The following is a 23,717-nucleotide window of genomic DNA, read 5'->3' as shown; positions in this document are numbered from 1 at the left end:
TCCAATGTCCGAGCATTCGCCCTACATTTCCAAGAACGGCTCGCCGAGCAAGGTCGGCCGTTACGCGCTGATCGCCCTGATCATTGCCGTGCTGCTCGGCATCTGGGGCGTCTTCAGCCGGGTTCACTCGCGCGCTGCACTGGGCAAGGAAACCGCCGCAGCGTCGGTGCCCACAGTGGTCACGGTGAAGCCCAGCCGCAGCCCGGTGGGTGAAGACCTGGTATTGCCGGGCAGCGTACAGTCCTTCAACGAAGCTGCGATCTATGCGCGCACCAGCGGCTACCTCAAGACCTGGTACACCGATATCGGCGCCCCGGTAAAAAAAGGCCAGCTGCTGGCCGAGATCGATTCGCCGGAAGTGGATCAGCAGCTCAGTCAGGCACAGGCCGATCTCGCCACGGCGCGGGCCAATTACGAACTGTCGCAGTCCACCAACGAACGCTGGAAGGGCCTGCTGGCAACCGACTCGGTGTCCAAGCAGGATGCCGACGAGAAGGCCGGCGATGCGGCGGCGAAGAAGGCCGCATTGGACTCCTCCGCCGCCAACCTCGCCCGCCTGCGCGACCTGGAGTCCTTCAAGCGGGTGGTAGCGCCCTTTGATGGCACGGTGACGGCGCGCAACACCGACATTGGCGCGCTGATCAATGCCGGCCAGGCCAGCGGCGCACAGCTGTTCCGCGTCGCCGACACGCACAAGCTGCGCATTTATGTACAGGTGCCACAACCCTACGCCGCCGTCACCACGCCTGGCCTCGCCGCCGAGCTGCGTTTCGCCGAGCATCCCGGCAAAGGCTACCCGGCGCCGATCGTGCGCACCGCCAACGCCATCGATCCGGCCACCCGCACCCTGCAGGTCGAGCTCCAGGTCGATAACGACAAGGGCGAACTGTTCCCCGGCGCCTACGCCGAAGTGCACTTCAAGCTGCCGGCCGATGCGAAAGTCCTCCGTCTTCCGGCCAACACCGTGCTGTTCCGCACCGCCGGCCTGCAGGTCGCCGCCGTGGACGCCAACGGTAACGTTGCCTTGAAAAACGTGACGCAAGGCCGCGATTTCGGCAGCACCATCGAGATCATCAACGGCATCGATGCGAACGACAGCGTGATCCTCAATCCGCCGGATTCGCTCGCCGACGGCACCCAGGTACGCATCGCGGCGCCGCCGGAAGCACCTGCCGCCGGCCAGCAGCAGGACAAGGGCAAGCCGTCGTGAAGACCCAGGCATCCATCGCGGTCCTGGCCCTGGTGCTGGGCGGCTCGCTGGCCGCCTGCTCCTTCGCTCCGACCTACAAGACACCCGATACCGGCACGGCCCCCGCCAGTTACAAGGAGTCCGGCGACTGGAAGCAGGCGCAGCCGTCGGACGCGCAGTCGCGCGGCGCCTGGTGGACGCAGTTCAACGACCCGCAGCTGAATGCCTTGGAAGACCGGGTCAGCAGTGCCAACCAGGACCTCAAGGCCGCCGTTGCGCGGCTGCAGCAGGCCCGCGCCCAGGCCGGCATCGCCCGCGCCGACCTGTTCCCGACTCTCACCCTCGGCCCGTCGTTGACGCGTTCACGCACCTCGGTCAACGGCCCGCATTTTGCGCCAGGTGCCGAACCGACCGGGAATGACTTCCTGCTCGAAGCCGATCTGTCGTACGAACTCGATGTCTGGGGCCGTGTGCGCAACGCGCTGAGCGCCGCCAAGGCCGGCGCCCAGGCCAGTGCGGGGGATCTGGTCACGCTGGACCTGAGCACCCACGCCGAACTTGCGACGGATTACTTCTCGCTGCGCGGCGCCGACAACCAGCAGATGCTGCTGGACCAGACGGTGGTCGACTACACCAAGGCGCTGGCGCTGGAGCAGAACCTCTATAACGGCGGCGCCGCCGCGCTCAGCGATTTGGTGCAGGCCCAGGCCCAGCTCGAAACCGCCAAGACCCAGGCCGCCGATGTGCGCCTGCAGCGGGCACAACTGGAGCATGCCATCGCCGTGCTGATCGGCGAGCCCGCCTCCAGCTTCCATATCGACCCCACGCCCTTGCAAGCAGACCTGGGACCGCCGGCCATCGACCCCGGCCTGCCCTCCGCATTGCTGGAGCGGCGGCCCGACGTCGCCGCGGCGGAGCGCCGCGTCGCCGCCGCCAACGCCAATATCGGCGTGGCCCGTGCCGCCTACTTCCCGGTGTTCAGCCTGAACGCCTCGGCCGGATACGACAGCACGCACTCTTCCAACTGGATCCAGGCGCCGAGCAACATCTGGTCGATCGGTCCGTCAGCCGTGCTGACGCTGTTCGATGCCGGCCGCCACGCCTCCCAGTCCGCGGAAGCCCATGCGGCCTACGACGAGCAGGTCGCCGACTACCGCGGCAGCGTGCTGAACGCTTACCGCGAGGTGGAAGACAACATCGCCGCCTTGCACCACCTGGAACAGGAGAGCGCGAGTCAGGCCGCCGCGGTCACGGCGACACAAAAGGCGCTGCAGCAGGCGATCTACCGCTACAAGGGCGGAATCGTTACCTACCTGGAAGTGGTGACCACGGAAAACGCCGCCCTGCAGGCACAACTGTCCGCCGCCAACATCCAGGCTCGACGCCTCAACGCCGCCGTGCTGCTGGTGAAGGCGCTCGGCGGCGGCTGGCAGAGTCCCTTGTCGGCCGACGCGACTGTTCCGGCTGATACCGCGGCGCCCGCAACGCCCGCCGCGGCGAACTGAAGCGGCGCGCGGACGCCGGCGAAGCACATGGGCATCCATCGGACCTGCATGCGGGATCACATCCGCAACGCCATCGTCTCGCGCATCCTCGACGGTAGCACTCCGGCTGGCACGCGCCTGAAGGAGATGACGCTGGCGCGCGAGTTCAACGTCAGTCAGGCGCCGGTGCGCGAGGCCTTGCGCGAACTCGAAGCCGTGGGCCTGCTCGAATCGGAGCGCTATCGCGGCACCCGTGTGCGCAATATCGACATGGACGAATTGCGCGAGGCCTACGAACTGCGCGCAGCCATCGAGGAATCGGCCGCGCGGCTGGCCGTACCGTGCGCCAAGGCGGACCTGGACAAGCTCGAAGGCGACCTCAAGCTGATCCATCGGGCCCACCGCGAACACGACAGCGATGCCTTCATGGACGGCGCAGTGAATTTCCACCGCCATATCGTGCAGATGTCCGGCAACAAGCTTTACCTGCGCGCCTGGGAAAACATGGCCTGGGACATCCGCGCGCGCATCGCCGTGCAGCGCATCGGCCTGATCGGCGTATTCGCCGAGGAACGCAGGGCGATCATCGCCGCGCTGCGCAGCGGCGACGGCGAGAAAGCCGGGCAACTGCTGCGCCAGATCCTCGGGGAATTGCTCACACGACTGGCCAGCATGCAGCAGGCCGCGTGGGTCGACACGGGCGACTTGGCTCAGGCAGGCGCCTGAACTCCAAAGGTTCCGGAGATGGCCCCCTACATCGAGCCGGTAAAAGTGCGGTCATGTATCCACTGCGAAAAAACCCATTTTTCGCCTTTGGTCACTTCAAGCCCGCAATGCAAGGTGAGTTTGTCGGGCAAACCGCCATGATCCACATTCGAAAAATAGATGCCATCGCCCGCCTTGGCCTTCAGTCGCAATCCGACCTTCGGGAAATCGAGCTCTCCGCCTTCATAGTCGCCGTTCAGATACAACAAGAAGGTCGCAATCCGTTCACCTCCGTAGCCGCCGGCTCCCCCGATGTGATCGTAGTGTGCTTTCAATTGCTGGCCGACTGCGTAGTGGAGAATTTGCGGCGGCTCCATGGCGAATGTCGGCATCTTGAGCAGGCTCGCGATGCGTTGACGTAGCGCCGCCACGATGACATCGGCGCTCACGATGTCAAAAAAATAATCGCTATTGGTTCGCTCCGCGGTGAAATGGCTGCCTATACCGTTGTACATCATTGCGGGCCGCACCTTGCCCAGCGCCAGACCGATCAACCACCCACAGATCTGCAACGAAGCAAAGGACTGCGCCCGACGAATCCGCGGTGATTCGCACAATGGCTGGCGCGTCAGTGCGGGATCGATCCAGGCCTGGAGGTTCACCTCATCCCGCAGTGCGCGCCAATTGATTGACTGACGTGCAACTTCGGTGTTCCGCGCATCCGATGTCTCATCGGCGAGCAGAAGCAACTGGTCTTGTGCGCGCAACGAGCCCGCTTCCGCCCCTTGAACGAGAAAGTCCAGGGCCGCAGACCAGTCCTGCGGCATCCAGGCTCCGGCAGCGGCCAGGGTGGCCATTTGCGCCGCCGCTTCACCATGGTTGCGTTCAACGGCAGCCGCCAGCAGCCCGATTGCCTCCCCAGGATCGTGCGGAGCGTTCTGGCCGATCAGCAGACGCTTGGCCAGCAAGCACATTGCAGCCGCATCACCATTGCGCGCCATGCGCCGCAACGCAGTAATTGCTGCTTCAAATTGACCCTGTTCGTCCAGTTCGCGGACTTGCAGCAGCGATGCGGCATCGACGTCAGTGACGACAGCCTTGGTGTTCGTGGCAAGATGCATGACATAAAGGAAAATTCAAAGCACCATTGATCATGCCACGGCATTCTCTCGAGACTTCCCGATTTACGATACTTAACAGTATCGTTACGTTTATTAACGGTCGACGATTGATCCTAGAGAGCGGGTAATCGCAATTCCGGCATGCATGATCGACCGGGTAACGCGTGTTTCCCGCACTTTTCATTGCCAGTTCCGAATTGCGACCACGTGGATAGCCCCGAACGCGCTTCAGGGAGCCGGAGCGCCATTCAGATCCAGGGCTACGACCAAGCACCCGCAATATTCGTCAGTCAGTCTCATGAATGCCGAAGCTCGTATGGACCGGCCGGTACAACATGGACCTTCCCGTTGCGCACGCCCCGCTCCGCGATCAGCGCCTGTGCCTGCGCCGTCACTTCGGCACCGGCACCGCGCAGCAGCGTGACTTCCAGGCACTGGCTGTCGTCCAGGTGCACATGCAGGGTGGAAACGGTCAGGCCGTGGTGCTGATGCTGCTGGTGGGCCAGCCTTCGTCCCAGTTCGCGCTCATGATGGTCGTAGACGTAGACCACGCTCGCCACGCAGTACGGCATCTGCGCCTGTTCCATCGATTCCTCCGCCAGCTTCCCACGAACCAGGTCGCGCACCGCTTCGGAGCGGTTGTCATAGCCGTGGCGCTTGATCCAGGCGGTGAACTGGTCGGCGAGCTTGTCTTCAAGGGAGATGGTAAAGCGTTGCATGTCACGCACACTCCGGATTCATGGCTGGGCAATTTTCAACACGTTGCGGGCGAGCCCGCACCTCAGTAGTACCAAGCAACGTAGACGCGGACATTGGTCGGCTCGATGGGATGGAAATGGATGGAGTTCACGCCCTGCGCCGGATCCTGATTCGGCGCACCCGGCGGCGTCAGCCGCGAGGCGAAGTAGTAGTCGATGTCGTGATCCTTGCTGTTCAACGCATTGATCACCTGAATGCCGATCTTGATCTGCCGGTTGAAGCTGTAACCGCCGGTGAGATTCACCACCTTGGTGGCATGCGAGGAGACGCTGTTGTCCTCGATCAGGGGCCGTGGACCGAAGTAGCGGAAGCGCGCCGCCGCGAACCAGCCCAGCGGGCTTTCGTAGGTGCCCCCGAAGGCGAAGACACTGGTCGCCGCCTCGGGAATACGGAAGCCGACACTGCCGACATCCAGCACCTGCGGCACGCGGAAGCGCGAATGCGAATAGGCGTAGTCGGCGTCGATCACCAGGTGCTCCTGCGGCTTCCAATAAACCGCGCTCTCGGTACCGTAGCGGCGGGTGGCGTCGCCGGGCGAGGTGTCGCCGCCGTCGCCGTTGAAGGTCAGCTCGGAGTCGATATCGAGGATGAAGAAGCTCTGGCTGAATTGCACATGCGGAATGATGGTGGTGCGCAGCCCCAGGTCGGCACCGCGCGTGGCGACCAGGGCGCTTACCTTGTCGACGTGGGTGGTGGCGTCGCCGGGCGTCGCGCCCGGGTGACTGTCCGCATAGCGCGGGTCGAAGACCTCGGTTTCCGTGGTGCCGCGACCGTCGTTGCTGTGGAAGCCCTTGCCCAGGTTGAGGAAGAACTCGGTCTTGTGGAACGGACCGGCAACGAAGGTTAGTTTCGGTTCGGTGATGCCGGCCGATGCATGGCCGGAATTGGCCGGATCATTGACCAAGGCGCCGGAACTGGAATCCGCCGCGTCATCCGCCGTCACGCCGAAATCGTAATGGTCGTAGCGCAAGCCGGCGGTGGCGCGCAGCCAATGGGTCAGTTCGATGGACGTCTCGGCGAACACCGCCTGGCTCCACTCGCGCACATGGTCCTGGCTGACCGTACCGAAGCGCGTCCGCTCCTCGGTATCGTAGAGGCCGACCGTGCCGATATCGTCGTAACGGGTCTGCACACCCGCCTCGCTGAGGGTGCGGAAACCGAACAGGGCATACGGCTGCTTGTAGGCGATCTTGCCGCCATAGACGTTGCGCGCGTCGAATTGCTCGAACTGGTCGCCTCGCACAGGATCCAGCAGGTAGTAGCTGAAGTCCGAGAACAGATCGAGCTTGTAGCGCAGCGCATAAGCCGAGCCGGTCAACTCACCTGTCCCGAACCTCCGGTTAAAGCCGCCGGAGAAGCTGTAGCGGTGGGTCTTGCCGCCGTCCGAGCAGCCCCCGTCGAAACAGCCCAGGCGGTCGACCAAGCCTTCGTCCACCGCGCGCTGCGGAATCTGGTCGGTGGAATCGAACCTGGCGCTGTAGCCCATGGCGGTGAGATGGAAACTGCCGCTATCGCTCTGCTTGGAATAGCGCAGCGTCACGCTGCCATTGAAGAAATTGTCGTTCTTGATGTAGGCGCCGTCGTAGTGCTCGCCTTCCACGCCATAGAGGACGTTGCCGCCGAACAGCTGGTAGGAACCGGCCTCGAGGCCGCGCCCATAGCCGTACTCGCCGCCGGTAAATTGCACCAGGTTCTGCTCGAAACTGTCGCGCAGGTGGATATCCGCCGCGCCGGCGGCGGAGAAGTCGCCCCACTGCGGATAGTACGGCCCCTTGCGGTAGTCGATGGATTGCACCAGCTCCGGCACCAGGAAGTTGTTGTCGGAATAGCCCTGGCCGTGCGCATGGGTCGGCATGTTCACCGGCATGTCGTCGATCCAGGTGGCGAAGTCGGTGCCGTGATCGAGATTGAAGCCGCGCAGGAAGTACTGGTTGGCTTTGCCCTCGCCGCTGTGCTGGGTGATGATCAGCCCAGGCACCACCTCCAGCAGCTCACCGGGGCGCGACAGCGGCCGATTCTCGAACTGCCCGGCGTAGACCGTGCCCACTGTCGCCGAATCGACCTGGTCGCTGAGACGGTCGGCCGTCACCGTAACTTGGTCCAGCTGGGTCGCCGTACCGCCGGCAAGGGCCACCGGCGCCGCCAGCAAGGCACCTCCCGCCAGCAGACCCCGCACTCCCCTGCCTGGCCAAATCCCTCGCGAACACGGGCCCTTCCCATGTCCGCATGGCACCGCGCCCACAACCGCTCTTGGTCGTGGACGGGTTTCACTATCGTTCCACTGCCTCATCCCGAGAATCCAATATCTTCAAAACGTCTCGTGGGAGGTATTACGATTCAATAATTCGTAATACTGGAATGTAAAAAATTGAGCGGCAGCAGGGCGCAATACAGCCATCCCTTGTTTCAACTCGGCACGACATCGAAGCAGGGCTGTTTCCAGCCCGGTTCTGTCAGTGGAAATGCTTGTGCGAATGGCTGGCGCCGTACCCGTGCTCATGCGGATGCACATGCAGGGCCGGATCGCCGCCATAACGCTTTTCTACGCGTCCGAATTTCCACAGGGCCACGGAAACACCCCAGGCCAGCAGGAACAGGCCGACGATGGCGTAACCCAGTTCGCCGAAATCCAGGCCGCCGATGAAATCGAACACCGGCCCCTTCAGATCCAGCATGCCGATGAAGACCTGCAACAGCTCCACCGTGCCGATCAGCAGCGCCACCGCGATGGACAGGCTGGTGGTGGTGAGGTTGTAGAAGATCTTGCGCAGGGGATTGACGAAGGCCCAGTTGTAGGCCTTGACCATCAGCACGCCGTCGGTGGTGTCCATCAGGGACATGCCGGCGGCGAACAGTACCGGCAGCGACAGGGCCGCCGGCACCGGCAGGTTGCCGACCGAGGCGCCGGCGGTCATGCCGAGCAGGCCGACTTCGCTGGCGGTGTCGAAGCCCAGGCCGAACAGCAGGCCCAGCGGGTACATCTGCCAGCTGTGGTTGATGACCTTCTGCAGCCTGCCGCCGAACAGGCGATTGATCAGGCCGCGCTGGGACAGCAGCTCTTCCAGATGGGCATGGCTGTGCTTGCCGGTCTTGGCCTTCTGCCAGACCTTGAGGATGTCGAGCAGCAGCAGCAGGTTGAGGATGCCGATGATCCATAGGAAGGTGCCGGATACGCCGGCGCCGATGACGCCGCCGAGATTGCGCAGCTCCGGCAGGTCGCGCTTGACCGCGGCAGCGGCGAAGACGATGGCCGCCGACAGCAGCAGCACGATGGTCGAATGGCCCAGCGAGAAATAGAAGCCGACGCCGAGGGGGTTGCGCCCCTTCTGCATCAGGTAGCGCACCGTATCGTCCACCGCCGCGATATGGTCGGCGTCGAAGGCGTGACGCAGGCCGAACATGTAGGCCGCCAGGCCCAGGCCGACCAGGGCCGGGAATTGGGCGGAATAGTGCAGGAACACGCCCACACCCAGGAGGTGCAGGAAAGCCACGACACCGTAGAGCCGGATCAGCTCGCGCCATTCGTCGCGGCTGAAGCTCAGCCGCCGCACCGGCGCGGCCGGGGCGACATAGTCGAAGGAAGCCGGCAGGCCTCGGGTGGCGGGGCGCGCGCTCATCAGTGGTGATGACCGCCGTCGTGATCGTGCTCCGCATACCGGGCGTCATACCCTGCCATCAGGGCGGCGACCGAGGTGCGCAGCGGATCTTCGCGCAAGTCGAGCTGCCCGGCGAGGAAGCCGGCGACACGTGCCAGCACAATGGCCTGCGAGGCCAGCACGCGGTAGCGGTCGGACTCGGCCACACGGCGCCCGTCCTTGATGCAGGCGTTCAGGATGTCGCCGAACAGCCCGTCCATGTAGCCGTGCACGGCCGCATCCGGCACCGGGCTCTCCTGGTTGTCCAGGCGGTTACGCGAGCCGCCGCGGTGATCCACCATATCGTGCAGCGCCGAATGCGCCGCATGCAGGAAAGCCGCGTAAAGGCGCTCGGCCTCGGTATCCTCTTCTTCAAGATCGCCGCACATGATCTGCTCCGTTGCTTGTCATGGTGTTGCTTGCAGCCATTCTCAAAACGCTGCCGCTCCATCCGCCCCGGCAGGACCGGATGGAGCGGACGGCGATCAGTAGTCGCAGTTCTCGAGCTGCTCGAACCAGTCGAAGCCCATGGCCTTGACGATGCGGCTGTTCATCACCACGATGCGCGCCTCACCGGGGCCAGTGCTGAAATGCTGGTGCGCGCAGTACGGCGGGATGTAGACGAAATCGCCCACGGTCCACTCGAACTTCTTCGGCTCCTTCTCCCATTCGAATTCGATGGTGTCGGCGCAGTCGAATTTGACGTCCCAATGCAGGTCGTAGCCGCTGCCTTCCACCACGTAGAACACTTCCTCGGAAAGGTGGCGATGCTTGCCACTCTTCTTGCCGGAGGGGATGAAGTGCATGTAGATGTCGAGGCACATCTCCTTGGTGTTCATCTGCTCGTGGATGATGTGCTTGAGCAGGCCATCCGGCGAGCGCTCCAGCGGCATCTGCGACGACTTCACCACGTTCATGTAGCCGTCATATTCCTTGCGGAAGGCTTCCGACTGCTTCACCGCCTCGCTGTAGAAATTCACATACTCGACCTCGGCGTGGGCGCGATCGCGCTCCTTCGGGTCGATGATCCGCTCGATTCCCATAAATCCTCTCTCTTCTATCGATTTCAGCTGTAAGGGTTGTGCTTCACAGTTCCGGCGGCGGAGCGTAGTTCTCCTGGCCCGGGGAGGCTTCCGTCGGCGGGTAGCTCACCACCTTCTGGAAGATCATGTGCATGAACAGGAACAGCGGCTTGGCCTTCATGATCAGCACGATGCACTCGCCGTCCTTGTCATCGCTGAAGTGCTGGTGGACGCAGCCGTTCTCGACGATCAGCGCGTCACCGGCATCCCAGTCGTGGCGCTTGGTGTCGTGCACGTCGTGGCCCTTGCCCTTGAGGACGTAGAACACGGCGCTGTTCATGTGGCCGTGCTTCTGGCCGTAGCCGCCCGGGGCGTAGACGTCGATATGGCACTCGATCGATTGCGCCACCTTGACCGCCTGCGGATTGATGATCTTCTTGCCGAAGTTCTGCGGGCCGCCTTTCCACTTCCAGTCCTTGGTGTGGTACACGCGCGGCTGGTTGAACAGCTCTTCCTTCAGCTGGCCGTAGGTGCCCTCCAGGGCGCGCACGAAGACGCGCTTCTTGGTCCAGCGCTCCCACTCGGCCGGCGCGGCCGTCTCGCCGTGCGCGACGGGTGTATCGATCTGCTCTCCATTAGCCATTGCTGGCCTCCTTTGCTAGTTGCAATTCAACGATGGGATGCACGCGCGATACGGGGCGTAGCGGCGCACGATGGGGCTCCTGCATCTACTGACCAGCCCTGACGGCCTGGGTCAGCAGCTGGAGATTCTGGGGCGTCTGCTGCAATGCGTCGGCGATCACCTGCTGCACGTGTTCGCCGGTGGCCGGTGCGATCGGCGCGTCCATCTTCTTGGCGTCGGCCAGCAGCTGCGGATCGGCCATTGCCTTGGTGAAGACACTGCGCAGCAGCGCCAGGCGATCGGCCGGAATGCCCGGGGGACCGGCGGTCAGGCGCGCCACGTCGGATTCGGCGGCGATCATCTTCAGCAGCTGCCGCGCGTTGTCGTCCTTGGCGAACTGGTCCGCCTGCGGAATCTTGCTGCCGGCGGCGCCGCCGGCCTCCATGATGTAGACGCCGTTGCCGTCGTCGACGAACTGGGTGTAGGACGACTGCGAGCCGATGGTGCCCTGGGTCTCGCCGCGCAGCATGCTCATGGTGCCTTCGCTGCCGTTGTAGCCGGGGATCAGCTGCACGTTGAGGTGCAGGGCCGAGATGGCGAGACGGGTGTCGATATAACCGGCGGAGCCGACGCCGGCGGCGAACAGCTTGATCGGCGGCTTGCTGCTGTCCAGCAGCTCCTGCACCGTCTTCACGCCGGAACTCTTGCTCACCACCAGGACGCGGGTATCCGAGGCCGCCTTGCCGATCCAGCTCATCTTGGCCAGGTCGAAGCGCACGCCGGACTCCTTCAGCAGCTGCAGGTAGATCAGGCCGGTGTTGAAGGTGCCAATGGTCAGGCCGTCCGGCTTGGCCGCGTAGATGGTGTTGGCGCCGACCACATGACCCGCACCCGGAATATTGCGGATGATGATCTTGGAGTCGGGCATGTACTTGTTCATATAGCGCGCCACCAGGCGGCCATAGGTGTCGTAGCCGCCGCCCGGCGCGGTCGACACGACGTAGGTGATGGTCTTGCCCTTGTAGAACTCTTCCGCGGAATCCGCGGCCTGGGCCAGCGGCACGCTGGCGAACAGGAAGGCCGCGATGGTCATGGCGATTCTGGACATGTTGCTTCCTCTTGAAGGCGATACGTCGGGAAATCAGGGGTGCGGCCGAAACGAATGCGGGATATGAGGCACCTGCTAGCTGCCGCTGGTCCCTTCCAGCCAGTCCTTGATCAGCGGCGTCACCAGGCCCTCGAACAACGGCACGCCCAACGCGATCTGGAACAGGCCGTAGAGCAGGGCCAGGACCGATGCCGCCAGGATCAGGCTCAGCCACCAGGATTCGCGCGAGCGGAACTTGAGATAGCCGAACAGCATCAGCGGCGCGGCGATGACGAAGCCGAAGGCGACCACCGCGCCGACAAAGGACCACACCCACAGGTAGATCGGCACATCCTTGCGCAGATCGATCTGCTCCTCGTAGGCGCCGCGGCTGGCGCGCAGTTCGACGATCACCTGCAGCAGGCTCAGGGCCGCGCCGATGCCGCCGATGATCAACGGCATCGAGGCCGCCTCGGCCGGGTAATTCACCTGCGCCACGATGACGGCGGCGGAGAAGATCACCAGGAAGGTCAGTGACAGGGCGACCGTGCTGGTGAAGCGGACACGTCCCTGGGGGACGGGCTGGGGCTGGGAACTCATTCGATTCACCCGGTCAGATGGAGCCGCCCGTCGGCGTCGGGTGCGCGGCAGCAACGGCACCCGGCTTGCGGCGGTAGGTCTTTCTGAGATTGAAGAACAGCGTGACGGCGATGATCGACATCATCACCAGCGAGGTCGGCTGCACCAGGAAGGTGAGGCCGTGCAGCGCGAACGCCTTGTGGAAGGACAGTTCCGCGGTCGGCCCCAGCACCAGGCCGATGATGAAGCAGGGGCGCGGCCAGTGGTTGCGTCGCATGACGTAACCGATGGCGCCCATGCCGGCGAACACCAGCAGACTTTCCCAGTGATCCTTGGCCAGGTAAGTGCCGAGCAGGGCAAATACCAGCACCACCGGCACCAGCACATTGGCGCGGATGTGGGCGATGGAACTCATGTGCTTGCCTACCACCAGCAGCAGCACCGTGCATAACAGGTTGGAGATGGCGATGGCCCAGATCAGCGACCACACCAGCGGCAGGTCGTGCACGATCATCAGCGGGCCCGGCTTGATGCCGAGCATGATCAGCGCGCCCAGCATGATTGCCATGCCCGAGCCGGCGGGCACGCCGAAGAACAGCGTCGGCAGCAGGCCGCCGCCTTCCTTTGCGTTCATGCCGGTGGACGGCGCGATCACGCCCTCGATGGCGCCCTTGCCGAAGCGCTCGGGATCCTTCGACCGCGACACGGCGAAGGCGTAGCACATCCAGCCGGCCGCTTCGCCGCCGAGGCCCGGAATCATGCCGATGAAGGTGCCCATCACCGCGGTGGTAATGGTCAGGCCCCAGTGGCGGAAGTTTTCCTTCACGCCGTCCCACACCTCGGCGAAGGTGTACTTGGTGACTTCGGGGTTGATCTCCGGCACGCCCGCTTCGCGCTTACTCTTGCCGCGGCCCAGCTGCATCATTTCCGGCAAGGCATACAGGGCAAGCACGCCGCTGATGACGTCGAAGCCGTCCCACAGGAACAATTGGTTGAAGGTGTAGCGCTGCACGCCGGTCTGCGGATCCAGGCCGATCATGCCGATGAGCCAGCCGAAGCAGCCGACGATGAGACCCTGCACCAGCATCTTGCCGGCCAGCGCCGAGATCAGGGTGATGCCGATGATGGCCAGCCAGAAGAATTCGATCGGGCTGAACGACAGCACGAACGGCTCCACCACCGGCAGGATCAGCGCCAGGCAGACCACGCCGATCATGCCGCCGATGCCGGCCGCACTGAGCGCCGCACCGAGCGCGCGCCCGGCCTGGCCGTTGCGCACCAGTGGATAGCCGTCGGCGAGCAGCGGCGCCTCGGGCCCATTGGTCGGCACGCCGAAGAGGATGCTGGGGACGATGCCGCCGGTATGCACGATGGCATGCATCGACAGCAGGAACACCGCGCCGGGCAGCGGATCCATGCCGTAGACAAAAGGAATCAGCAATACGATGCCGAGCTTGCCGCCGAGGCCCGGCACGCAGCCGAAGAAGATGCCGAGCGGAATCGCCAGCAGCATCAGGCCGAGCAGCTTGGGGGTGAAGAGAAGACCGAGCAACGAGGAAAAGATGACGTGCAAATCCACTTCAGAGGCTCCCACCGGATAGTCGGAAATCGGCTGCGGCGCGGGTCATCGTTCCATCGATGGGGCTGGCAGCATCGCGGGGCTTCGAGGCCCGCGGCATTGCGGCCACGGAACGATATTGCCCGGACATGACCGGGGCGATCCGCCGCCGGAATAGGTACGTCTGCGTTTCCATGCTCCTCCACATTTTCAACGTGTGCTCCTCACGTTCATTTTTATTGTTCTTTTATACGGAACGTGTTTCCTGTATAGTGAACCGACTGTAGCGATGTTGATCGGACACGTCAAGCACGAATTTCTTGCTGCGAATGCACATTGGCACGGGCCTTGGCGCACCCCGCCAAAAGCCGGCATCCGGCCTTCACCGAACCGTCGCGGGGCTGTCATTTTCCGGGACGCCGCCCAGCGGATCGGGAGGGGCGAAGCCCCATGGATGCGCGACGGCATTGATGGGAAATCACCGCTGAGAACGTAGGGCAGCCTGACAATACGCCCCCGCGACATCATGCAGTTGACGTCGCCAGCGCGTTCCGCCCTACCCCGCGACCACGTAGGCCGCGCCGATCAGGGCCAGCAGCAGCAACGGGCTCACCCTGGCGCTCATCAGGGCCACAGCGCAGACCAGCGACGTCGCCGCCGCGACCAAGGGATGGTCGGCGCTGCGCAGCAGGGTCACCACGCTGGCCAGGGTCAATCCGACCGCCAGCGGCGCCAGTCCCTTGGTGATGGCTTGCTTCCAGCGCGATTCCGGCAGACGCCCCCAGACGGTGGTCACCAGGTAGACCAGCAGTCCCGAGGGCAGGAACATCGCCACCGACGCGACCAGAGCGCCCATCCAACCCGCCACGCGCCAGCCGATCAGGGTCACCAGCTGCATACCCGGCCCCGGCGCCGACCGTGCGATGGCGTAGAAATCCAGGAATTCCCGCGGCGTCACCCAGTTGTGGGCGGTGACCTGGCGCTGCATCTCGGCGATCACCGCGCTGCCGCCGCCGATGGAGATCAAAGACAAGGTTGCGAAAACGCGGGCGAGATCGGCCAGGTTGCGCAGCATGCGCCGCTATCTCCCCGCCCGGTGATAGGCCAGCAGGATGCTGAGCGGGCCGACCGACGCGATCGCATCCAGGATCGGCCAGCGCAGCCAGCCCACCATGGCAATCACCGCCAGAGCCAGCAGCCATTCGATCCAGCCGCCGAAGCTGCGGCGCGCCGAGCTGAGCCCCATCTGCAAGGTCAAGCCCACCGCGGCCGCGGAAACCCCCGCCAGCAGGTGCTGCACCAGCGGGCTCTTGCCCACATAGGAATAGGCCAGCCCCGCCAGCACGATGATCAGCATGGGCGGCAGCACGATGCCGGCACAGGCCGACAGCGCCCCCGCCGCGCCGCGCAGCTTGGTACCGCAAAAAATGGAGAGATTGACCGTGGTGGCGCCAGGCATGACCTGGCACATGGCGTAACCGGTGAGGAATTCGTCCTGCGCCAGCCAGCGCCGCCGCTCCACCAGTTCGCGCCGGATCCAGGCCGCGTTGCCGCCGCCGAAGCTCGACATGCCGATCCTGGCGAAGGATAGCGCCAGGGCCAGCAGGCCTGGAGGTTCCGCCCGGGCCTGGTCCGGCGTCATGGCCAAGCTGCGCTCGGACGGCTGCAAATCAATTCCTTGCATTCCGACCCGCCTGGAGCGGGCCCTGGCCTGTTGTTCATCGGGCAGCGGACTGAGCCCAGGCGAAGCAGCTCCCACACCACGCACCCGTACCAGCCAGTTCCCCTGCGCCGAAGCCCGGGCGGTGGCTGGCCGCCCGGTCTGGAGAAACCCGAAGCAGCCTAGTAGCCGGAAGACGGGCCGAGTCCACCACCCACCAGCACGTCGACACGCTCCGCGTTGTCGAGGTGATCGCGGATCACCGGCAGCGAAGCCTTGGCGTATTCCGAGATGCCCGCATCGGCGGACTTCGCCGCCGCGGTGAAGTTGCGGAAGGCATTGCGCTGGCTGTCGACCATGGTATCCATGAAGATACGGTCGAACTGGTCGTGGGCCACATCGGTCAAGGCGTGGATCTTGGCCAGGTCGGCATTCGACAGCGGCGCCGGGAAGCCAACCTTGTTCTGCTGGGCGACCACCTGCAGCAGCTTGTCGTTCTGCAGGCCATCCACCACCACGCGCTGGGCATAGGACTTGACGTCGTCCGACTTGGCACGCCGCATCGCCAGCTGCGCCATCGCTTCTTCCAGCGCGCGGTCGCTCGCCGTTTGCGCCGCGAAGGTCGCGGGGTCAGTCATCAGCGAAAAGCGGGTGGCGCCGCTGTGGGTTTGTTCGCAACCGGCCAGCATCAGCACCATAGCCGCCAGGATCACTTTCTTCACTTTATAGGTCTCCCCAGATTCTTCTATTGTTTAACCGCAATCCACGATCGCTCGTGTCGTCTGCAACAGCAACACGGCAGGTTCGAGCAAGTAACGTACCACGGGTACCAGGCTCCATTTTCCATACGCAGGGCACTGTTGATCGTGCAACCCTGCAACATCGTGCAAGCAATTTTTCAACCTTGCAATAAGCCCTCGCAACGGCTTACAGCAAGCTTCCATTGCGCCGGCAGCGCGCATTCAAGCCGCCTCGCAAGCCGCCAGCCCGCTCTGCAAGGCCTCCACATCGAGGTTCCTGCCGATGAACACCAGCCTGCTATGACGCGCCTCCTCCGGACGCCACTCGCGCTGGAAATCCCCTTCCAGCAGCATGTGCACGCTCTGGAAAACCAGGCGGCGGCTTTCACCCTTCACTTCGAAGATGCCCTTCGCGCGCAGAATGTCGCGCCCGCTGGCGGCCACCAGGGCATTGAGCCAATCCGACAGCTTCGCGCCGTCGAACGGCACCTCCGCACTCAGCGACACGCTCGAAATGCCGTCGTCGTGTACGTGATCATGATGGGCGTCGCCATCATGGCCCTGTTCGTGATCATGGTCATGGTCGCACTGCTCGTCGTGCACATGCCCCGCCCCGCCGTGGGCAGGCCCGAGAAAATCCGGCTCCAGCGACAGGATGTGCTGGAGGTCGAAGCCGCGGCGTTCCAGCAAGCGGTCCAGTGCCACCTCAGCCCGCTGCGCGCGATGGATCGGCGCCAGCGGATTCAGCTTCCGCAGCCGCGCCTCGATCGTCCGCAGTTCGTCCTCCGCGACCAGTTCCGTCTTGTTCAGGACGATCTGGTCGGCGAAGGCGATCTGCTCCACTGCCTCCGCGCTGTCCGCGAGGCGCAGACCAATGTGCTTCGCGTCGACCACGGTGGTGACCGAGTCGACGAAGGTCCTGGCCTGCAGGAAATGGTCGACGAAGAAGGTCTGCACCACCGGTCCGGGATCGGCGATGCCGGTGGTCTCGATGATGATGCCGTCGAAACTGCCGCCCGTCTCGAGCAACCGATGCAGGGTGCGGACCAGGTCGCCGCGCACTGTGCAGCAGATGCAGCCGTTGCTCATCTCGAACAGCTCTTCCTCGGTGCCGACGATCAGTTCGTTGTCGATACCGATCTCGCCGAACTCGTTGACGATCACCGCATAGCGCCGGCCATGGTCGCCCGAGAGGATGCGGTTGAGCAGCGTGGTCTTGCCGGCACCGAGGTAGCCGGTCAGGACCATGACGGGAATCCGCTCCATTACGAAGCGGTTCCCTGCGGGCGCCCTACTTCCACGGCAGCAGCGACACGTGGATCACATCCTTGGCACCTTCGTTGCCGACCGACTTGATCGCGTACTCGGCTTCGTTGAGCCCGAAGGTATGCGTCGTCACCAGCTCCAGCGGGAAGCGGTGCGAGGCCAGCTGCTGCAGCGCCAACTCGCAGGAGCGGTAGCTGTGGCCGCGAGCACACTTGATGGTGATGTACTTCACCGTGATCTTGCCGATGGGGAAGTTGGGGAAGTCGGTCATCTCGCCCTGGATCAGCAGCGTGCCGCCCTTGCGCTTGAGGGCCTCGACGCCCAGCATCACCGGGATGGTGCCGGCACCGGCCGTGCAGTCCAGCGACACGTCCACGCCTTCGCCGGCGGTGATGTCCATGATGCGCGCCAGCGGATCTTCCTTCTGCACATCGATAACGTAGTCGGCGCCGAGCACCTTGGCGATCTCCAGGCGCTTGGCGTCCTTGGTGGTGCCGGTGACGATGATCAGGTCCGCGCCGGCCTGCTTGCAAGCCACGATCTGCGACAGGCCCTGCTGGCCCGGGCCCTGGATCAGCACCTTCGAGGCGTAGCCGACCTGCGAGTCGAACAGCGCCCACTCGATGCCGTTGGACAGCGGCGTGACGATGCCCGCCAGTTCCGGCGTGACGCCGGCCGGCACCTTGTGCACCACCGCGTTCCACGGCAGGTAGGTGTACTGGGCGAAACCGCCCCACAGGTGGTAAGGATTGTCCGAGGTGGTGTAGCCGTAGCGGCGGCCATTCGGGTTGGAGCGCCAGTCGGTGGCGCTGCAATGGCGGTACTCGCCCTTGTGGCACCACTCGCACTTGAAGCAGGGCACGTAGTGCTCGACGAACACCAGGTCGCCTTCCTTCACGCCCTTGCGCTCGCAGAACTTGCGCCCGGCCTTGGCGATGTAGCCGATGTTCTCGTGGCCCATGATCACCGGGCCGCCAGTGGCCAGCGGCTGCTTGAACATCTTGACGTCGGTGCCGCAGATGCCGGCCACCTCCATCTTCATCAGCGCGCTTTCCTCGTCGATCTCCGGCATCGGGAACTCACGCATCTCGAGCTTGCTCGGGCCGATCTTCACGGAAGCCAATACTTTTTCCACGGACAACTCCTTCAAATGGGTTGGGGACGCGGGCGCGGCGATCAGCCGCGGCCGGCGAAGCCGCGCGCGGCGCGGAGGTTGGCGAAGCTGCGCGGCGCGGCGCACATCAGGTAGCGGTAGCCCTCGGCGATGACGCGCTCGGCGTTTTCCGGCGTCACGTGCGGATGACCGACGATGACCCCCCGCTGCTTGCAGATCGCCACGATCTCGGCCATCGCCTCGAGCACCACCTTGTGCTCGGTCTGGCGCGGATAGCCCAGTTCCTGGCTGAGGTCGCCCTCGCCGATCAGGATCGCGCCGATGCCCGGCACGTTGTCGAGGATGTCCGGCAGGTTGCGGATGCCCATGGTGTCTTCGATCTGCAGCACCACCAGGATCTCGCCGTTCGGCGCCAGCGGCCAGACGTCGGCCCGCTCGTAATATTCCTGCTGCGACACGCCCCAGTAGCGCGTCGCCTGCATCGGCCCGTCGCCGCGGATGCCGGCCGGCTCGTACAGCGGCTTGTCGGACAGCCGCTGGTAGCGGCAGGACGCGACGGCGTTGTACGCCTCTTCGACCGTGCTGATATGCGGCCAGACGATGCCGTAGCAACCCAGGTCCAGCGCCTGCTTGGCCAGGAACTGGTTCATCTCGGCGCCGTTGGCGGGAATGCGCGCGGTCGGGGTCACCGCCGGCGCCAGCGAGTTCGCGCCCGCGATCTGCTTGCGGTTGAGCAGGTATTGCAGGCTGTCGCGCAACGCCTTGATGTCCCAGCCGCGATGCTCGCCCTCGAACACCACGCCGTCGTACTGCGACTGCTGCAACTCCACCGCGTACTCGATCTCGCAGGGCGCGAACAACGTGAACGAGTGCTGGCCGGACTCCAGCGCGCGGATGATGCCGTTGAGGCGTTCAGGCTTGGACATTCAGATTCCTTCGTTGAGAGATGCCCTGGCCGCCCTCAGGCCGCCAGGGGATGAAACAGGGTGAATATGACCAGGTAGACGGCCGCGACCGCGCCGACCGTGCCGTAGGTGCTGATCTTGGTAGCGCTCTGCAGCACGCAGACCACCGCGGTGGTGGTCAACGCCAATATCCCGGCATGGGCCGAACTCAGCACGATCACCGCGCCGGCGAAGATGAGGCCCACCGCCACCGGTGCCAGGCCGCGCTCGATCGCCTTGCGCACCGCCGACTTCTCGTTGCGCTGCCACCAGGCGCTGGCCAGATACATGATGATCGACGACGGCAGGAACACCGCGATGGTGGCCACGACCGCACCGGGAAAGCCGGACACCTGCCAGCCGATCAAGGCTACGATCAGCGTGCTCGGTCCCGGCGCCGCGCGCGAGATGGCGAACATGTCGGCGAACTGCTGATCGGTGAGCCAACCATGCACCGCTACCACCTGGTGCTGGATCTCCGGAATGGTGGCCTGGCCACCGCCGAAGGACAGCACCGACACCGGCGAGAACACCAGCATCAGCAGCAGCAGTCGGCTAAGGTTCATGGCGCAGCTTCCTCTTCTCGTGCGCATATGCCAGCGCGATGCTGAGCGGCACCGCTACCACCACCACCGGCACCATCGGCCAGTGCAGCACGCCGACGACGACGAACACCGTGACCGCGATCAGCGGCGTCAGCAGGTCCCGCGGCAGGCGCCGCGCCACGCGCACACCCATGGTCAGCGTGGCGCCGACACCGGCGGCGGCCAGCCCCAGCAGGACGAAATGCACCGCCCCCAGGTGACCGTAGCTCCGATAGAAAAAGCCCAGCAGCATGATCATGCAGAACGCCGGCACGATCATGCCCAGCACCGCCACCGCGGCTCCGATGGCGCCGCGCAACTGCAAGCCGACATAGAGCGCGATATTGACCGGGTTGGCCCCCGGCAGCACCTGCGCCACCGTCAGGCCCGACAAAAACGACTTGTTGTCGAGCCAACCGAGCCGATCCACCACCTCGCGGTGCACCCAGGCCTGCACGCTGCCGCCGAAGGTCATCAGGCCGAGGCGCACAAACGTGCGCAGCAACAGAAGCAGCCCGACCCTGGGCGGCTGCGCCGGCTCCGCCAGTGGCGGCACCACGGCAAATGTCTCCACCACTTCATTGCTGTCAGGCATCACCCGCTCCTCCTCTCAGGTACCGACGATGCACGCGAAACCGGCGGCTCGCGTCCGGCAATGTCTCCAGCGTGGAGGCTTTGCCCGGACGCGGCACGCTCTATGGCTTCCGCTCAGGCCGCGGCGTGGCGCGGCGGCGGCAGGTCGGCCAGCTCGGCCTTGTAGGCCTCTTCCATGCGCGGCGTCATGTTGTGCTTGGCCAGCGCCTCGGTGAACAACTGGCGCACGAGCGGCTTCTCGTCTGCATAGTCAATCTGGTCGCCGCCGATGCGCTGGCTGATCCAGGCCTTCGGCACGCCCTGCGCATTGCGGATCGAAACCACTTCGTGCTTGAACGCCAGGTAGCGGCCCGGCGTGGTGCCGGTGTTGAAATGCTGGTGGAACCAGAGGTTCGGCGGCACGATCATGCTGCCTTCCTGCCACTCGTAGCGCTTCGGCTCCTCGCCTTCCGGCCACATCAGGGTGTAGCCCTCGCCGCTCATTACGATGACGTGCGCGCCGGGACCATGGCAATGCGCCTTCTTGTACGTCGCCACCGGGAACTGCGAGATATGGCTGTTCATCGAGCCCTTGGCCATGTTGAAGCGGATATGGCCACCGCCGGCGCCGCGCTCCTTGGCGCTGATCAGCGGCAGGTTGATCGCGTCGGCGACGAAGTTGGTATCCAGCAGCAGGCCTTTCTGCTCGCCCTTGTTGGCGAAGTAGTCGGGCTCGCCCGAGAAGCGCTTCTTGAAGTCGTATTCGGTGTTGAAGACGAAATCGACATCGTCGTACAGGTTCAGCACGGAAGGGCCGTTGGTGACGGCAACGTAGCGCGCCGGCGCGCTGCCCTGGCCGTTGAAGTGCTGGTGCCAGCAGTTGATCGGGATGGCGAACAGCGAACCTTTGTTCCACTCGAAGGTGATGCGGCTGCCGGCATCGTTCCACACCGTGGTCGAACCGCGGCCGTCCAGCACGTAGATCATCTCCTCGAACAGCTGGCGCTGCGGCGCCAGCTTGCCGCCGGCGGGAATTTCGCAGACGTAGCAGTCGTTGGAAGTGCGCGAGGCTTCGTGGTTGATGTACACGCCGTTGCCACCGCGGCGCGCCCATGGCTTCAGTTCGACCGTGTGCAGGTTCTTGATGTAGTGGGCGCTGATGATCTCCAGCCCTTCATTGCGCACCCAGTTCGTGTACGGAGATTCCTTTTCCGTGGCGAACTTCTTTGCCATTTCGTCCGAAACGATCGCGTCCTTCGTCATCTGAATATCCTCATTGCTCTTAGCGCGGACCCGGTTGCGGTCCGTGATCATGGTGATGGTGATGCGGGCGGCCATCGCCGTGATCATGGTCGTGATCGTGGCTGTGGCCGTGATGGTGGGTGTGTTCGTGCGGATCGTGCGCAAGCGGCGCGGCCGGCGGGATCTTCTGGGTCTGCAGCGAGACATCGTCGAACACCAGCGACTTGATCGTCACCGGCACGGTATGCGAAGGCAGGCGGATGCGGCCCAGGTCGATGTAGTCGAAATCCAGCAGCACCACCCCGTCGATCACCAGGATCTCGGACTGGACGTGGAAGTCCTCGCGCAGCACGCCGCCCAGCGTCTGCGCCAGATCGCCGTCGAGGATCAGGTACAGCGGCTGCTTGCGCGCGACGCTCAACGGCAGGCCGTCGACGATGCCCTGGGCGAACGCCGCCACCCGCTCGTAGGAAGGCTCGCCACGCCACTGGAAGGCCAGGGCGAATTCGCGCTCCTCCGCCGACAGGTCGAACAGCGCCAGATGCTGCTGGATCGCCGCGGCCACCGCCGCCGGGTCGATCGCCTGCGGCAACTCGCAAGCGGGCTTCACCACCTGCAGGTTGCGCCGCGGCAGCAGGGCCGCGTTATTGGAGATGTAGATGGTATTGCCGGTAAGCTGCACCGAGTACTCGGAGGCACCCAGTGCCGTGGCGCGGATGCATTCCTTGGCCGGCAGCAGCGGCCAGGGCAGCGCCCCGGCTTCGAGCTTGCGTCGCAGGGCATGGCCCAGGCGCCGGCCGAGGTCGCCGAAATCGCGCGCTTCCCGGCCGTAGAGATATTCGGCGACGCCGCCGGAGAACATGACGCCGTCGATGCCCGACAGGTCGGCCAAGCGTCCGGTCAGGTACAGCTCGCCGATCGGGGCCGGGAGTTCGCCCGCACCTACCGCGCTCAGCACCGCGTCCGCCATCGACTCGGCCAGCACATCGAGATCCGCCGGGTCGATCATATCGCCCAGCGACCAGGAAAACCCCGCCATCGCCGCAAGGCGCTTGCCGGCGGGATCGAGACGGGTGATGCGCCCCGCATCGTCGACCACCTGCAAGCGGCCACCGACATGGAAAGCAGCAGTGGATACGACCCGCCCGCGTTCGATCACGGCGAGCTTGGTGGTGCCGCCGCCGATGTCGATGTTGAGCAGCCGCCGGCCCTCGTCGGCCGAAACGCGCGAAGCGCCGGAGCCGAAGGCGGCCAGCATGGCTTCCATGTGATGGCCGGCGGTGGCGCAGACGAAGTCGCCCCCCCGCTCCGCCACGATGCCCGCGATGGCCTCGGCGTTTTCACGCCGCAACGCCTCGCCGGTGAGGATCACGGCGCCGGTGTCGATCTGCTCCGGCCCCATGCCGGCGAGGTGGTAGGCCTGGTCGATGATTCCGCCGAGGGCGCGCTGGTCGATGCGCTCCTCGCTTTCGTACGGCGTCAGGGCCACCGGCGACTGGAACAGGGTTTCGCGCGACACCACGAAGTAATGGCTGGACAGGTCCTCGCCCAGGCGGCGCAGGTTGACCCGCGAGAAGATCACCTGGGTGCCGGAAGAGCCGATGTCGATGCCGACGCTGGTCAGCGAAACATGGTCCTGCATCCAGATCGGGTTTTCCTCGAGCGGACCGAGGGTATCGAAATCGTCGTGATCGTGGTCGTACTCGCCGCCTGGTTCATGGGCATGCATCAGGTCGCGCCCGAGTGCGTGATCCTGCAGCGCATGGGCGCCGCCTTCGGCCGGCTTCTTCTCACCGACCATGGCAGGAACCACCGCAGGATTGGACCTGCCGC

At 64.6% G+C, this 23,717-nt stretch carries 23 protein-coding genes; 3 read left to right on the top strand and 20 right to left on the bottom strand.

From position 1 onward, the window contains the following. The first annotated feature begins 4 nt into the window (after positions 1–4). Genes BP26_RS0100715 through BP26_RS0100705 form a run of 3 tightly spaced genes read left to right on the top strand, consistent with a single transcriptional unit; the run spans position 5 to position 3,399 of the window. Positions 5–1,210: an efflux RND transporter periplasmic adaptor subunit gene (locus BP26_RS0100715; protein WP_051747951.1), complete on the top strand. Its 1,206-nt coding sequence runs from the start codon at positions 5–7 to the stop codon at positions 1,208–1,210. Then, positions 1,207–2,694 carry an efflux transporter outer membrane subunit gene (locus tag BP26_RS0100710; protein WP_029918661.1) on the top strand — a complete coding sequence of 496 codons (1,488 nt, stop codon included), beginning with the start codon at positions 1,207–1,209 and terminating at the stop codon, positions 2,692–2,694. The genes BP26_RS0100715 and BP26_RS0100710 overlap by 4 nt, the downstream gene beginning before the upstream one ends. Before the next feature lie 27 nt (positions 2,695–2,721). Next, positions 2,722–3,399 (top strand): GntR family transcriptional regulator, encoded by a 678-nt coding sequence (locus BP26_RS0100705; RefSeq protein ID WP_051747950.1) that lies wholly within the window; start codon positions 2,722–2,724, stop codon positions 3,397–3,399. A 26-nt stretch (positions 3,400–3,425) separates the two neighbouring features. Here BP26_RS0100705 and BP26_RS27205 read toward each other — a convergent pair whose 3' ends face one another. The 20 genes from BP26_RS27205 to BP26_RS0100600 all read right to left on the bottom strand — a co-directional run bounded on the left by BP26_RS27205 (position 3,426) and on the right by BP26_RS0100600 (position 23,685). Then, on the bottom strand, positions 3,426–4,499 hold the full coding sequence (locus BP26_RS27205) for a 2OG-Fe(II) oxygenase (protein ID WP_051747949.1): 1,074 nt from the start codon (positions 4,497–4,499) through the stop codon (positions 3,426–3,428). Between the two features lie 296 nt (positions 4,500–4,795). Then, positions 4,796–5,218 carry a nickel-responsive transcriptional regulator NikR gene (gene nikR, locus BP26_RS0100695; protein WP_029918658.1) on the bottom strand — a complete coding sequence of 141 codons (423 nt, stop codon included), beginning with the start codon at positions 5,216–5,218 and terminating at the stop codon, positions 4,796–4,798. 62 nt (positions 5,219–5,280) lie between these two features. Beyond that, positions 5,281–7,434 (bottom strand): TonB-dependent receptor, encoded by a 2,154-nt coding sequence (locus BP26_RS0100690; RefSeq protein WP_029918657.1) that lies wholly within the window; start codon positions 7,432–7,434, stop codon positions 5,281–5,283. A gap of 277 nt (positions 7,435–7,711) precedes the next feature. Continuing rightward, on the bottom strand, positions 7,712–8,875 hold the full coding sequence (locus BP26_RS0100685; protein ID WP_051747946.1) for a HoxN/HupN/NixA family nickel/cobalt transporter: 1,164 nt from the start codon (positions 8,873–8,875) through the stop codon (positions 7,712–7,714). Next, positions 8,875–9,282: a hypothetical protein gene (locus BP26_RS0100680; protein WP_051747945.1), complete on the bottom strand. Its 408-nt coding sequence runs from the start codon at positions 9,280–9,282 to the stop codon at positions 8,875–8,877. The genes BP26_RS0100685 and BP26_RS0100680 overlap by 1 nt, the downstream gene beginning before the upstream one ends. Positions 9,283–9,378: 96 nt before the next feature. Next, entirely contained in the window at positions 9,379–9,936 is a 558-nt protein-coding gene (locus BP26_RS0100675) for a cupin domain-containing protein (protein ID WP_029918654.1), read from the bottom strand. A 43-nt stretch (positions 9,937–9,979) separates the two neighbouring features. Further along, a complete protein-coding gene (locus BP26_RS0100670; protein ID WP_084182664.1) occupies positions 9,980–10,558 on the bottom strand; it encodes a cupin domain-containing protein in 579 nt (192 codons plus the stop codon). 85 nt (positions 10,559–10,643) lie between these two features. Further along, positions 10,644–11,645, bottom strand: coding sequence for a Bug family tripartite tricarboxylate transporter substrate binding protein (locus BP26_RS0100665; protein ID WP_084182663.1), 1,002 nt, complete (start codon positions 11,643–11,645; stop codon positions 10,644–10,646). Positions 11,646–11,720: 75 nt separating this feature from the next. After that, entirely contained in the window at positions 11,721–12,224 is a 504-nt protein-coding gene (locus BP26_RS0100660) for a tripartite tricarboxylate transporter TctB family protein (RefSeq protein WP_029918651.1), read from the bottom strand. 13 nt (positions 12,225–12,237) lie between these two features. Continuing rightward, positions 12,238–13,782: a tripartite tricarboxylate transporter permease gene (locus BP26_RS0100655; protein ID WP_029918650.1), complete on the bottom strand. Its 1,545-nt coding sequence runs from the start codon at positions 13,780–13,782 to the stop codon at positions 12,238–12,240. Between the two features lie 535 nt (positions 13,783–14,317). Continuing rightward, a complete protein-coding gene (locus BP26_RS0100645; RefSeq protein WP_029918648.1) occupies positions 14,318–14,836 on the bottom strand; it encodes a chromate transporter in 519 nt (172 codons plus the stop codon). A 6-nt stretch (positions 14,837–14,842) separates the two neighbouring features. Continuing rightward, positions 14,843–15,445 (bottom strand): chromate transporter, encoded by a 603-nt coding sequence (locus BP26_RS0100640; protein ID WP_084182662.1) that lies wholly within the window; start codon positions 15,443–15,445, stop codon positions 14,843–14,845. 158 nt (positions 15,446–15,603) lie between these two features. Next, the gene (locus tag BP26_RS0100635; RefSeq protein ID WP_029918646.1) at positions 15,604–16,143 is read right to left on the bottom strand and encodes a DUF4142 domain-containing protein; all 540 of its coding nucleotides are present in this window, start codon (positions 16,141–16,143) and stop codon (positions 15,604–15,606) included. Between the two features lie 240 nt (positions 16,144–16,383). Continuing rightward, positions 16,384–17,427, bottom strand: coding sequence for a CobW family GTP-binding protein (locus BP26_RS0100630; protein WP_029918645.1), 1,044 nt, complete (start codon positions 17,425–17,427; stop codon positions 16,384–16,386). Positions 17,428–17,452: 25 nt separating this feature from the next. Continuing rightward, positions 17,453–18,514: a zinc-dependent alcohol dehydrogenase gene (locus tag BP26_RS0100625; protein WP_051748078.1), complete on the bottom strand. Its 1,062-nt coding sequence runs from the start codon at positions 18,512–18,514 to the stop codon at positions 17,453–17,455. Positions 18,515–18,603: 89 nt separating this feature from the next. Beyond that, the gene (locus tag BP26_RS0100620; protein WP_029918643.1) at positions 18,604–19,467 is read right to left on the bottom strand and encodes an HpcH/HpaI aldolase family protein; all 864 of its coding nucleotides are present in this window, start codon (positions 19,465–19,467) and stop codon (positions 18,604–18,606) included. A 35-nt stretch (positions 19,468–19,502) separates the two neighbouring features. Next, positions 19,503–20,051 carry a chromate transporter gene (locus tag BP26_RS0100615; protein ID WP_029918642.1) on the bottom strand — a complete coding sequence of 183 codons (549 nt, stop codon included), beginning with the start codon at positions 20,049–20,051 and terminating at the stop codon, positions 19,503–19,505. Then, positions 20,041–20,664 carry a chromate transporter gene (locus BP26_RS0100610; protein WP_051747941.1) on the bottom strand — a complete coding sequence of 208 codons (624 nt, stop codon included), beginning with the start codon at positions 20,662–20,664 and terminating at the stop codon, positions 20,041–20,043. The genes BP26_RS0100615 and BP26_RS0100610 overlap by 11 nt, the downstream gene beginning before the upstream one ends. A 113-nt stretch (positions 20,665–20,777) precedes the next feature. Further along, positions 20,778–21,905, bottom strand: coding sequence for a cupin domain-containing protein (locus BP26_RS0100605; protein ID WP_029918640.1), 1,128 nt, complete (start codon positions 21,903–21,905; stop codon positions 20,778–20,780). A gap of 19 nt (positions 21,906–21,924) precedes the next feature. Beyond that, positions 21,925–23,685 carry an ethanolamine ammonia-lyase reactivating factor EutA gene (locus tag BP26_RS0100600; protein WP_029918639.1) on the bottom strand — a complete coding sequence of 587 codons (1,761 nt, stop codon included), beginning with the start codon at positions 23,683–23,685 and terminating at the stop codon, positions 21,925–21,927. Positions 23,686–23,717 lie beyond the last annotated feature (32 nt).

This window comes from Nevskia soli DSM 19509, assembly GCF_000711955.1.
Lineage (GTDB): Bacteria > Pseudomonadota > Gammaproteobacteria > Nevskiales > Nevskiaceae > Nevskia > Nevskia soli.
The sequence above is the reverse complement of the archived record's forward strand: the minus strand, read 5'-3'. Positions and strand labels throughout refer to the sequence as shown.

What these genes read in the sequence shown, in the direction of transcription:
- BP26_RS0100715 (WP_051747951.1), top strand. Translation starts at nt 5, where the DNA reads ATGTCCGAGCATTCGCCCTACATTTCCAAGAACGGCTCGCCGAGCAAG.
- BP26_RS0100705 (WP_051747950.1), top strand. Translation starts at nt 2,722, where the DNA reads ATGGGCATCCATCGGACCTGCATGCGGGATCACATCCGCAACGCCATC.
- BP26_RS27205 (WP_051747949.1), bottom strand. Translation starts at nt 4,499, where the DNA reads ATGCATCTTGCCACGAACACCAAGGCTGTCGTCACTGACGTCGATGCC.
- nikR (WP_029918658.1), bottom strand. Translation starts at nt 5,218, where the DNA reads ATGCAACGCTTTACCATCTCCCTTGAAGACAAGCTCGCCGACCAGTTC.
- BP26_RS0100685 (WP_051747946.1), bottom strand. Translation starts at nt 8,875, where the DNA reads ATGAGCGCGCGCCCCGCCACCCGAGGCCTGCCGGCTTCCTTCGACTAT.
- BP26_RS0100680 (WP_051747945.1), bottom strand. Translation starts at nt 9,282, where the DNA reads ATGTGCGGCGATCTTGAAGAAGAGGATACCGAGGCCGAGCGCCTTTAC.
- BP26_RS0100675 (WP_029918654.1), bottom strand. Translation starts at nt 9,936, where the DNA reads ATGGGAATCGAGCGGATCATCGACCCGAAGGAGCGCGATCGCGCCCAC.
- BP26_RS0100670 (WP_084182664.1), bottom strand. Translation starts at nt 10,558, where the DNA reads ATGGCTAATGGAGAGCAGATCGATACACCCGTCGCGCACGGCGAGACG.
- BP26_RS0100665 (WP_084182663.1), bottom strand. Translation starts at nt 11,645, where the DNA reads ATGTCCAGAATCGCCATGACCATCGCGGCCTTCCTGTTCGCCAGCGTG.
- BP26_RS0100660 (WP_029918651.1), bottom strand. Translation starts at nt 12,224, where the DNA reads ATGAGTTCCCAGCCCCAGCCCGTCCCCCAGGGACGTGTCCGCTTCACC.
- BP26_RS0100645 (WP_029918648.1), bottom strand. Translation starts at nt 14,836, where the DNA reads ATGCTGCGCAACCTGGCCGATCTCGCCCGCGTTTTCGCAACCTTGTCT.
- BP26_RS0100640 (WP_084182662.1), bottom strand. Translation starts at nt 15,445, where the DNA reads ATGCAAGGAATTGATTTGCAGCCGTCCGAGCGCAGCTTGGCCATGACG.
- BP26_RS0100630 (WP_029918645.1), bottom strand. Translation starts at nt 17,427, where the DNA reads ATGGAGCGGATTCCCGTCATGGTCCTGACCGGCTACCTCGGTGCCGGC.
- BP26_RS0100625 (WP_051748078.1), bottom strand. Translation starts at nt 18,514, where the DNA reads ATGCGTGAGTTCCCGATGCCGGAGATCGACGAGGAAAGCGCGCTGATG.
- BP26_RS0100620 (WP_029918643.1), bottom strand. Translation starts at nt 19,467, where the DNA reads ATGTCCAAGCCTGAACGCCTCAACGGCATCATCCGCGCGCTGGAGTCC.
- BP26_RS0100615 (WP_029918642.1), bottom strand. Translation starts at nt 20,051, where the DNA reads ATGAACCTTAGCCGACTGCTGCTGCTGATGCTGGTGTTCTCGCCGGTG.
- BP26_RS0100610 (WP_051747941.1), bottom strand. Translation starts at nt 20,664, where the DNA reads ATGCCTGACAGCAATGAAGTGGTGGAGACATTTGCCGTGGTGCCGCCA.
- BP26_RS0100605 (WP_029918640.1), bottom strand. Translation starts at nt 21,905, where the DNA reads ATGACGAAGGACGCGATCGTTTCGGACGAAATGGCAAAGAAGTTCGCC.
- BP26_RS0100600 (WP_029918639.1), bottom strand. Translation starts at nt 23,685, where the DNA reads ATGGTCGGTGAGAAGAAGCCGGCCGAAGGCGGCGCCCATGCGCTGCAG.